Origin of the sequence: Paenarthrobacter sp. CM16, from assembly GCF_013179505.1 — a bacterium.
Lineage (GTDB): Bacteria > Actinomycetota > Actinomycetes > Actinomycetales > Micrococcaceae > Arthrobacter.
In genome coordinates this window covers 1-1,582 of sequence record NZ_JABMCX010000517.1, presented here as the reverse complement: position 1 = coordinate 1,582, position 1,582 = coordinate 1, and the positions used below count along the sequence as shown (strand labels likewise).

The 1,582-nt window shown below is 65.4% G+C and carries 4 protein-coding genes; all 4 read left to right on the top strand.

The window, feature by feature from the left end; all coding sequences use genetic code 11:
- The coding region (locus HP499_RS24080) for a putative PEP-binding protein (protein ID WP_305849768.1) at positions 1-332 on the top strand (332 nt) is incomplete at its 5' end.
- 30 nt (positions 333-362) lie between these two features.
- Positions 363-641 carry an HPr family phosphocarrier protein gene (locus HP499_RS24075; RefSeq protein ID WP_011776464.1) on the top strand — a complete coding sequence of 93 codons (279 nt, stop codon included), beginning with the start codon at positions 363-365 and terminating at the stop codon, positions 639-641.
- Positions 642-763: 122 nt separating this feature from the next.
- Positions 764-1,183 (top strand): helix-turn-helix domain-containing protein, encoded by a 420-nt coding sequence (locus tag HP499_RS24070; protein WP_172326546.1) that lies wholly within the window; start codon positions 764-766, stop codon positions 1,181-1,183.
- 80 nt (positions 1,184-1,263) lie between these two features.
- Positions 1,264-1,515, top strand: a complete 252-nt coding sequence (locus HP499_RS24065; protein ID WP_172326545.1) for a hypothetical protein — start codon at positions 1,264-1,266, stop codon at positions 1,513-1,515.
- Positions 1,516-1,582 lie beyond the last annotated feature (67 nt).

Sequence of the window (1,582 nt, the reverse complement as noted above, 5' to 3'; positions counted from 1 at the left end):
CCCCCTGGCAGCCTGCCGTCCTTCGGCTGGTGCAGCTCACTGTTGAAGGTGCTTCCCAGGAAAGCACGGGCCGGGAGGGCGCTGCAAAGCCCGTGGGCGTCTGCGGTGAGGCGGCTGCGGACCCGGCCCTCGCCGTCGTACTGACCGGCCTGGGCGTCACCACACTGTCCATGACTGCGCGCTCGTTGGCCGCCGTCGGGACCGTGCTGAAGACTGTGACGTTGGAGCAGGCGCAGGAACTGGCGCAACTCGCTTTGTCGGCACCGAGTGCTCTTGAGGCCCGCGATTGGGTCCGCGCCAAGCTCCCCGTGCTCGAAGAGCTCGGTCTCTAACCTCTGTTTGTTTCCGTAGAAGGAGAAACCATGCCCGAACGCACAGCCACCATCGCCAGCCGCTCCGGACTGCATGCCCGTCCCGCCGCCTTGTTCGCGGAAGCCGCGGGCGAGCAGCCTGTGGAGGTCACCATTGCCATGCAAGGTGACCCTGCCGATGACGCGCTCGACGCCGCCAGCATCCTTTCGCTCATGACGCTCGGCGCCGCCAAGGGCGACGTCGTGGTGCTGCGGGCCGAGGGTGACGGCGCCGACGCTGCACTGGACGCACTGGTGAAGCTGCTGGAGACGGATTTGGACGCGGAGTAGCTTTCTCCGGGCTCCCCGATTCGATGGTTTGCTGCGTGTTAGACGGTACGAGTCATCTATCACGCAGCGAGCCATCTAAATGGCCGGGGCTGCCAGCACGCAACGCACGCTAGGCTTCTGCCATGGCATTGATAGCTCCCCGCATCACAGCAGGGCTCCCCGCCGACGACGCCCGGAACTTGGCGCGCTCCCTCCAGGACAGCAACGACATCACTGTGTTCGTGGACGGCACGGTCCACCGCCTGCCGGACGAGGCGAGGGACGCCGTCGTCGACCTCCTCGCGAGACTGGGCCGGGGTGAAACCGTGACGGTCAGCAGCGTGGAGGAAATGCTCACCACCTCGCGGGCCGCGGAGCTCGCCGGCATCTCGCACACCTACCTGCGCAACATGACCGACCGCGGTGAAATACCCGTGGAGTACCGCGGAACGCATCGTCGCATCCGCCAGGCGGCCATCATGGCGTGGCTGGAAACGCAGAAGACGAAACACGCTGAAACAACAGCCGCCCAGCCAGGGGAAAATGACTCCGACGCCGGCTGATGGTCTCGGAGTGATAAGGATCAAGCAACGATCCCAGTCAACGGACCAGCACCCCTTAAAGCCGGGGTTACGCTTGATCGGTGGGCAATTTCAAAGGGTGGCATATCGTGGCCGGGTTGGCCGCCATGGCCCTCGCCGCACCCTTGGGCTCTGCCATGGGGTTGAACTTTGTGGCAACCTTCATGTTTGCGTGCACAGTGTTCGTGGCCGTAGCCATGTGGACGGAAGCAAAAATCGCACGACGCCGGGATGCGGCCAACGCCTCTGCCGCGCCTGAGTCTCCGCAACCGGCGGCGGACCCCAGCGAATCCGACGACGCCACCAGGGAGTAGCCGGTGGCTCAAGGGAAACGCGGACGGTACACGTCTTCCCGGAACCGCCGGGCCGGAGAGCGCCACG